The following is a 9,314-nucleotide window of genomic DNA, read 5'->3' on the forward strand; positions in this document are numbered from 1 at the left end:
TTGCCGTTATTTCGGCTGACGGCTTGCATTTTTTGTTGATTGCGGGGTGAATTTTTGTATCAGGTACTATATAGAAAGTGGCGACCGAAAACCTTTGCCGATGTTTCGGGACAGGAACACATAACCACAACTCTTTTAAACGAAATCAGCACCAACCGTCTTAACCATGCATATCTTTTTACGGGTTCAAGAGGTACGGGCAAAACTACCTGTGCAAAAATTCTTGCGAAGGCAGTCAATTGCCTTCATCCCGTAAACGGAAATCCCTGCGGTGAATGTGAAATCTGCAAGGGAATTGACGACGGCAGTATCCTCGACATTGTCGAAATGGATGCCGCATCCAACAGAAAAATTGATGATATCCGTCAGATTATTGACGAGGTTCAGTTCAAGCCCGCAAAGTGCAAATACAGAGTTTACATCATTGACGAGGTTCATATGCTCACAACCGAGGCGTTCAATGCCTTGCTCAAAACGCTTGAAGAACCTCCCGAACATGTCATATTCATTCTGGCAACTACCGAAGTTCACAAGCTTCCGCAAACAATTCTGTCACGCTGTCAGCGTTTCGATTTTCACAGAATCCCACCCCGTGCAATAGCAGACAGACTGCTCTATGTTGCAAATCAGGAGGGCGTGACACTGAGCGACAGTGCCGCAATGCTTGCCGCATCTGTTGCTGACGGTGCGTTGCGAGATGCTCTTTCGCTTCTTGACAGATGCATTGCAATCAGCTCGGAAATTGATGAAGATGTTGTTCGCAGTGCCGCAGGACTTGCGAGAAAGACATATCTTTTTGAGCTTTCTAACTGTGTAATCAATAAGAACACAGCAAAGGCACTTGAAATTGTTGACAGGCTTTACGGTGAGTCCAAGGATATGGCAAGGCTTTGCGATGAATTGCTTTCGCATTTCAGAACGCTTATGCTCATAAAGTCGGTAAAAAATCCGAGGGATATCGTGATTATGGCTGACGATGAGTTTGAACAGGCTCAAACGCAGTCGGATTACCTCTCACTTGCCGACATTGTTTATTATATGGATGTGCTTTCAAAGGCATATCAGAATATGGGCAGGGGAACAGGCGACAGAACAGAGCTTGAAATGGCAGTTGTAAAGCTGTCATCGGCTGAGCTTGACGGTACAATTGAGGCTTTGACCGCAAGGGTAACCGCTCTTGAAAAGGCTGTTAAAAAGGGAATAAAGGTGAACTATGTTCCCGAACAGGTGCAAACTGTACCGCAGTCTGTTCAGAGTGAAACTCCAAAACCCGAGGTTCAAAATGCAGAACCCGAAAAGTCGCAGGAAACAAAATCTGTTTCGGAAAAAATCAAGGACGAGCCGGTAATTCCGACGCATCCTGTTGAGATGCCGACACCGAAACAGCCCGTTCAGCCAATACAGGAACAACCCGTTTCTGCACAGCAAAAGCCTAAGAAAACAGCTCAAAGACCTAGCGTTGACCTTGATGCAATCTATAATAACGCACAGCCTTTTCCCGATTGGGCAGAGGTAGTCAACAATATGAAACCTGTTTCAAGGGCAATTGCGGCGGCATTTGCAAATTCTGCCGCTTACACAAGCGGAAAATATTTGCTGATTGACACAGATAATGAAATGGCTTTTGAACTTCTCAAAAATAACGAAAGACGACAGGAAATCCGTCAGCTTATTTTAGAAACAACAGGTCAGCACTATAATCTCGGTCCGTATAAAAGACCGAGTGCAAAACAAGAAGAAAAAACCGATCCCGTTGACAAGCTTATTGAAAGCTTGCAGGGAAGCGATGTAATAATAACACAAGAATAACCGAAAGGAAGATAAAATTATGAAAGCAAGATTACCAAAGGGTTACGGCAGCGGCGGAGCAAACAACATTCAGCAGCTTGCCCGTCAGGCTCAGAAGCTTCAGGATGATATGGAGGCCGCATCAAAGGAACTCGAAACAAAAGAGTATGAGGCAACAGCCGGCGGCGGTGCAGTTAAGGTTACAGTAACAGGCAAAATGGAACTCACCAAGGTTGAAATTTCACCCGAAGTTGTTGATCCCGAGGATGTAGAAATGCTCTCAGACCTTGTTATGGCAGCCGCAAATGAGGCAATCAGAGCAGCCGCTAAGGAAAAAGAGGACAAAATGGAAACAATCTCGGGCGGACTTAACATTCCGGGAATGTTCTGATTATGTCGGGATATAATGTTGCTCCGCTTGAAAATTTGGTGGAGCAGTTTGAAAGAATGCCGGGAATCGGTAACAAAACCGCTCAAAGACTTGCATATTATGTTCTCAATCTGTCAAAAACAGAAGCGGAACAGCTTGCGGGTGCTGTGATGGATGCCCACACAAAGATTCACTATTGCAGTAAATGCTGTAATCTTACAGACAAAGACCTTTGTCCCGTGTGTGCAAATCCCGCAAGGGATCATTCCGTTATCTGCGTTGTTGAAACTCCGAGAGATGCTACGGCTATTGAAAATACCCACGAATTTAAGGGTGTTTATCATGTTCTCCACGGTTCAATCTCACCGCTTAACGATATCGGTCCCGACAACCTTACAATAAAAGAACTGCTTGCAAGGCTTAACGAGGAATCGGTTGAGGAGGTCATTATGGCAACCAACCCGACCGTTGAGGGCGATGCAACGGCTCTGTACATTTCAAAGCTCTTAAAGCCGCTTGGTGTAAAGGTGACAAGACTTGCCTACGGTATCCCCGTTGGCGGTGACCTTGAATATGCTGATGAATACACCCTTGCAAAGGCTCTTGAGGGCAGAAATGAAATTTAATTTCTTGATTTAAACTATTGACAAATTGTCAAAACAGTAGTATAATCTTGTATTCCACAGTAGAAAGGAGGATGTGCGGTGGCAAATATGAAAACGATTGCTCAGAACAAAAAGGCAAGACACGATTATTTTGTCGAGGAAACCTATGAAGCCGGAATTGAGCTTTGCGGTACGGAAGTAAAATCCTTGCGTGCCGGCAGAGTAAATCTCAAGGACAGCTGGTGTTCAATTGTTGACGGCGAAATTTTTGTCAACGGAATGCACATTTCTCCTTACGAACAGGGAAACATCTTTAATCGTGATCCGATGCGTGTGAGAAAGCTTCTTATGCACAAAAAAGAGATTTTAAAGCTCTACGGCACGGTTAAGCAGACGGGATATTCACTTATCCCGATTAGTCTGTATTTCAAGGACAGCAAGGTAAAACTTCAGGTTGGACTCTGCAAAGGTAAAAAGCTATACGATAAGCGTGCCGATATGGCAGAACGCTCCGCAAAGCGTGATATGGAGCGTGCCATTAAAGAACAGAGAAGATAGTTTGGTGTTATTATGAGTTTGCGTAGCTTGTACGAAAATATTTCGGAATACAGCGATTTTGCTTTAATCGGACGGGACTTTTCTGCCTTTGATACCGATTATTCCGTGCTCGGCTTTGTAAATTCGTCCGATAAAACCGAGCTTGTTCTGTTGAATTTCAATTGTTCCAAAGATGATATTTGCTGTGAAGATTTGACTTTGAGAGAAAATATCATTCTTGAAAAGAAAAATAATTCTGATTTGTCCGATGATTTTTCCGCAATTGTAATTGACGGACAGCGTTTTGACTTTGACTCAGTATGCGGTGAAACGCTTGAATGTTGCGAATTAACAAGGTCATATATCATCTCAGAGTTTATGAAACTCGGTTGGAAGAGTGACAGGCTTTTCGACGCTCCTCTTGATTCTCTGTTCATAAACTTTATTGAACTTGAGAATAAGATTGATGATTTGTCTTTGCTTGATTTGACAAAGAATGTTGAAATAATATTTTCAAAATATCAAAAGACAGATTATCCGTTAGCAAAACTCAGCCTTGAAGTTGGCAAGGAAGTAAATATTCCGATTGAAATTTTTGACGGCGAAAATCAGATTGTGATTAAAAATCTTAAACTTTTGAATTCAGCCGATAATTCCGAAATGAAGGGATTTTTCAAAAATGATATTGTGTTTCCGTATGTTGAGTATTCGTGTGACGATGAAATCTCAGTGATGTTCTGCCTTTTTGATGAGCTTGACAAACCTTTCAAAGGGATGGGTGTATTGGCAACCGATGACGGCGTTGTTGTTTTTGCAATGGATGATTCGAACAAAAGCAATTTGAAAACGGCTGTGATATATTCACCGATTGAGCAGAACACAAAGCATATTGAATGTTGTCTTGTCTGTTGTGAAAAAATATTTGATAAGCCTGTTACCGAATACAGGTTTTCAATATAGACAATTGCAGATTTCTGTAATTTATAACTAAATATGGGGATGTAAAGGTTTCGACGGGGATTTCAAACCTTGGTAAGCGAGCGGCGGTGCGGAACCGCCATAAAATCCGCAACTTTAAAATTAACTGACAACAAAACAGTTGCTTTAGCAGCCTGAGTGCTGCTCGTTCCTGCACAGAGTACCTCGGCTGTGTAAGGGGCGTCGATTAGAGGTAAATGTGAACAGGGGAGCGCTCCGAACCCTGCCACAGCTTAGGAGCTGCCAAAGTGCATAGCCTGTTGATGGGCGATGCACCGAGGGAGATTTAAAACACCAACTGCGCTCGGAGAAACCCTTGGCAAGATTTTTTCGGACAGGGGTTCGATTCCCCTCATCTCCACCAACTCGGTCACGATTGCATATGCAGTCGTGACTTTTTCTGTTTATGATAATTCCCATAGCTATGTAGGTAACTTTGTTGTAATGGTTTGGTACAATGTTATAAAACGATAAAAAGCAGAGAGCTTTCGGACTCTCTGCTTTTGTTTGTGTGTGGCTTGTATTTTTGTAGCAAAATGAATTTGTTGTTAATCGGTGTAAGTAACCTTTTTATCTAATCAAAAAAGTAGAAATTATATAGGGTTATTAAACGTACACGAATTGAATCAATGCTAATTATCTACAATAGTAGAAATTATATAGGGTTATTAAACATTGGTGGAGCTGCTGTTGATAGTGTGATATCTACAATAGTAGAAATTATATAGGGTTATTAAACAAGGTTGCACCTCGCACTATATCAACATCTACAATAGTAGAAATTATATAGGGTTATTAAACAGTCAGACAAGCAGATTGCCCTCGAAATCTACAATAGTAGAAATTATATAGGGTTATTAAACAAGTTCAATAAAGATGACCATATCCGTTATCTACAATAGTAGAAATTATATAGGGTTATTAAACAACTTTATAAGTACCTTTGCCATTAGGATCTACAATAGTAGAAATTATATAGGGTTATTAAACCAGGACAAGGAACTTGCAAAGCTGATTATCTACAATAGTAGAAATTATATAGGGTTATTAAACATTTGCGGCTGACATACACTGTTTTTTATCTACAATAGTAGAAATTATATAGGGTTATTAAACCCTTACGTTGTATGATGTTACATAAATTTCAAAATAACTTAAATAACATATGTGAGATTGTAATAACTTTTTCATTGTTCAATAACCCCATATGGACAAAAATAAATATTAAGACTTGGGTTTGCAGAAGTTAGCCGACTATCAGCAAAGGGGAATCTTCATTCTTGGCAAAACCAAACTTTTTCTATGTATCCTCAGTCTGATTATATACTCTTTTATTATCTGTGTCAAATATCAAGCCTTGACAACGGTACTGTCGGATTGATATTTAACGACAGTACCGTGTTAAAGAGTCGGAATTTAATTATTCGCCATATCATTCTCCTGAACAAATTTCAGCCATTTGTCATTGTGGATTACCGGTTCGACAGTTGAAACATTATCGGATTTTTTGAATTGTTCAACAATCCACAAACCTTTGCGGGCAATGTTGTACGCACCGTTTGCATCGGCATCACACGGAAGCTTGCTCTTTTCATCATATTTTGAACTGTCGTAAAAATTACCGTTTTTGTCCTTGACGGGAGAAAGAATACGGTCCTCGCCTGTTTCAGGGTTACTGTTTCGCATCTGTAGGGTAAGTCTTAATAATTTGAAGAAATCCTCAAAAAATTTGCCCTTTGTCTGTGAAAGAATTTCAGCTTTCAAATCGTCAGAATCACGATAATTTATAGAATTGTTATCAAATAATTCTTTGAATTTTTCTACAAGAATTATTGTACGATAACTCCATTCGTTATTGTTCGCGGGATTTCTGAAAGCTTCAATCCTTTCGCCGTTAGTACAGATTGTCCACTTCTTGCGATAGTCAGACGCAGTCTTTGGAAACTTATCGTAATCAATGTCAAATTCAAAAAAGTCCTCGCCGGCATTGTATCTTATATCGTCAAATCTTGAAATCATATCTTTGGCTTTGTCAGTTTTTTCGTATCGAGGATACAACAAATTTACAAAGCCGGTAACGGGATCAATTTTGCTTGTAAAATCAGGACGAACATAGAAAATAAAACCGCTTTGCGTACCAAGCTTATCAAAGCTATCAAGCTTGTTCGTAAGCTGGTAGGCATGAAGTAAACCGCCTTCTTCGTCGGGATCAAGCTTTTTGTCAACATAGTAATTCAGTTTGTCAATCAGCATTTTTTCAAATTTCTGATAAACCTGTTTTTCAAACTTTGTTCTGCCTCGTTTGAATCCGTCATTCAGCTTTTCCATAACGATGATTGCATCGTACTTGATAACAAGCTGACATATAACATGCGCAGCCTGACTGATATAGCCCTCTTTGAGTTCTTTTATACTCTCAATTGCTTTCCAGTTACGGCGCTGTTCCGTACGCTCTTTTTCTCTTGTTGCAAGTTTTTCCCGGTAGTTAGTTTCGTATGTTTTTCCTTTAAACTTGTTTCCGATAATATTGAGTGAGTGCTGATATATTATAGCACCGTTGCTGTCAATTACGCTGACATAAAGCAAGTTTCTTTCGCCTCTGTCAATTCCTATGATGAAATTGTTGTTGCAGGATTTCAGCAGATTTCTGACATCATCATTGATTATTGCCCTATCCGGAGCTTTAAAATTCATGGTAATAGGGAAGTGAAGTGAAAACTGCCATTTAGTGTAGCGTTTATCTTTAATTAAGTCATAAGGAAAAGTGCTTGCTTTTTTATCATTGAGTGTATTTTTATTTTTTATCGGTGTGTTTTTGGGATGAGTTGGTTTGTCATATTTTATACTTGCAGGACGATAAAACATTTTTGCCTCACCGTTAAGCCTATACACCACATCTTCAAGATTTCTTTCATCAAACAACATTTTAAAATAAAGTGTATGCAGATTAGGAGTACCCTTGCTATGCGGTGAAAAGTCTTTGTTGTAGAGTTGGAAAAGATAGATTTTTCCTTCATCTACAAGTTTGTCAATAAATGATGTCGGGATTTTCATTTTTGAAATATTATATCCCTGTAAAGCAACATCATTATAAAATTCGCGGATATCGTTATATTCGTTTGTTTTTTTGAATTTAAAGTTATAAATTAACCATTTTGGGTACTTTTTGAATGATTCTTTGTAGAAATCAATTAACTTATGGCAATCATCAAGGCTGAACTTATCACCTTTTTTGAAAGTGCCGTTTTTATAAATTTTAAGTATTTCGTCTGACGGTGACAAAAGTTTCTTGTGTTTTTTTGCAAAGAAAACTTTTGGAAGCATTTTATTTGGAGTGGGGAGAAGCTTGTAAATTATCTTTTCGTAACAATCGCTTTCATCGCAGTCTTGAAAATCAATATTTTCCAAAATACGATTATTACTTTTATCTATGATTGCAAGATAATACTTTTCATCCCTACAAAGCAAAACGGCTCCGTACTCTCTTTCTTTGTCTTTATCCCAGCCGTTTAATAGCTGGTAATTGCCAAAGTTAAGTTTGATTTTATCGGTTGAAAACGGTTTTTGTGTAACATAGTTTCTGACCTTATCATATAATATGTCTATTCTGCTGATATTATCAAGTAATGGTGTGAACTGACTGTAAAACAAATCATTTTTCTCACCTGTAATATTAGTTTCGGACAAAGGCTTTATGAATTTTTCAATTTCTTTTATGGCATCAAGAAAATTTTTAATTAATGAAATTGATTTATCGTCATTTTTCAAACCTTTTTCATTATCGTAATTTTCACTGAACAGAGGTGCTGCTTCGTTGTATTTGTCTGATAAATTGTCGGTAAGTTGCATTAAAGAAGTCTTGTAGTAATCTACGATAGACTTTTTTCTGATTTCATCATTTTCGGAATTAGAAATCAAAACCTGTAAAAATGAAAGTGAAAGTTTCTTTTCTGCTTTGTATGCTTTTTTTCTTTTGTCTTCACGCTTTTGAATATCTTTGATTCTGCTGTTTGAATTAACGGAGTCATAATTTTTGTTCCATAAATCTTCTATTACCGACCAAGAACCGAACATACTGTTTGACAGATTTGTCACGGATCGGTCATTTTGAATGTAAATTCCATTAAGAGAGGAATTATCTAAATTGCCGAATAATAGCTTTGTTTCATCAATTGCTTTTTTTAATGGCATCCCGTCAAAGGTTTCGTTGTTTGCGTAAAACTCTGAAACAGCCGATAAAAGTTCGTTGTCATCTTCAAACTTTGGCGGTATGAATGATACCTTTTCACTTTCACTTAAAATTTGTTTATACAAAATTTGAAGATTAGGAATTTTATCCCGTTTGGATACTTGTTGATTGTACAAATTTATATATTCGTTAATACCCTTAACTTTTGTACCGTCGCTTGTTGTGTAACCGCCGATGATTTTGTTATATTCGGTAATTCCGGATTGTGGAAGCAAAAAGTTAAAATAATCAACTGTAAAAACATCATACAAATTTGTACCGCATAAGCCGGAATAAGTGGCATCTAAATCATCAATTGCGTTTTTGGATAGTTTAGAAATTGCTTTTTCAAAGGCCTTGACATTGTCAAGATGTTTAGGCAAATTTTCGTTAATGCATCTATATGCGATTGCCGTGGATTCTTCTCCGTCCGAATACATATTTTTTCTGTTAGTGAAGAAACCTGTAAAGTATGTTGTGAAATTTTTAAATGAGGCTACAACTTCCTTTTCGTCCTCATTTTTAAGATGTTTGGGAAGAACTATCTCAATCATCCTTTTATCGAATAGTTTGTTATACTCATCTCTATTCTTAAAATTTTTGACGATTTCTTTACTTAATTCCGATGCACATTTATTAAGTCTTTTTCGGTCTGCATCCGTATTACAGTGATAGTAAATTTCAGCATAATCTTTTAATTTATCTAACCCGGTTTTTGAAAGTACATCCTCATTTAAATTTCTGTAAAACCTGTCTGCTATTTCCTTGATTTTCTGATAGTTCTCTTTAAGCTTTTCATCATTTTCAA

6 protein-coding genes, 1 other RNA gene and 1 CRISPR repeat array are annotated in these 9,314 nt (G+C 38.1%); of the genes, 6 read left to right on the top strand and 1 reads right to left on the bottom strand.

The window, feature by feature from the left end; translation table 11 throughout:
- Positions 1-54: 54 nt before the first annotated feature.
- The 6 genes from dnaX to ssrA all read left to right on the top strand — a co-directional run bounded on the left by dnaX (position 55) and on the right by ssrA (position 4,642).
- Positions 55-1,809 (top strand): DNA polymerase III subunit gamma/tau, encoded by a 1,755-nt coding sequence (dnaX, locus tag AC2HW8_RS07445; RefSeq protein ID WP_484327361.1) that lies wholly within the window; start codon positions 55-57, stop codon positions 1,807-1,809.
- 19 nt (positions 1,810-1,828) lie between these two features.
- On the top strand, positions 1,829-2,179 hold the full coding sequence (locus tag AC2HW8_RS07450; protein WP_015524209.1) for a YbaB/EbfC family nucleoid-associated protein: 351 nt from the start codon (positions 1,829-1,831) through the stop codon (positions 2,177-2,179).
- A gap of 2 nt (positions 2,180-2,181) precedes the next feature.
- The gene (gene recR, locus AC2HW8_RS07455) at positions 2,182-2,784 is read left to right on the top strand and encodes a recombination mediator RecR (RefSeq protein ID WP_021884060.1); all 603 of its coding nucleotides are present in this window, start codon (positions 2,182-2,184) and stop codon (positions 2,782-2,784) included.
- A gap of 87 nt (positions 2,785-2,871) precedes the next feature.
- Positions 2,872-3,321 (top strand): SsrA-binding protein SmpB, encoded by a 450-nt coding sequence (gene smpB, locus AC2HW8_RS07460; RefSeq protein ID WP_021884061.1) that lies wholly within the window; start codon positions 2,872-2,874, stop codon positions 3,319-3,321.
- A gap of 12 nt (positions 3,322-3,333) precedes the next feature.
- A complete protein-coding gene (locus tag AC2HW8_RS07465) occupies positions 3,334-4,260 on the top strand; it encodes a hypothetical protein (RefSeq protein WP_484327362.1) in 927 nt (308 codons plus the stop codon).
- Positions 4,261-4,295: 35 nt separating this feature from the next.
- Positions 4,296-4,642: a transfer-messenger RNA gene (gene ssrA, locus AC2HW8_RS07470) on the top strand.
- 212 nt (positions 4,643-4,854) lie between these two features.
- A CRISPR array of direct repeats spans positions 4,855-5,394; the repeat unit is 36 nt; unit sequence ATCTACAATAGTAGAAATTATATAGGGTTATTAAAC.
- 300 nt (positions 5,395-5,694) lie between these two features.
- Here the strand turns inward: ssrA and cas12a are convergent.
- Positions 5,695-9,314, bottom strand: a 3,620-nt coding sequence (gene cas12a, locus AC2HW8_RS07475; protein ID WP_484327363.1) for a type V CRISPR-associated protein Cas12a/Cpf1, incomplete at its 5' end; no start/stop codon positions are given.

It is taken from the genome of Ruminococcoides sp. (assembly GCF_057037865.1).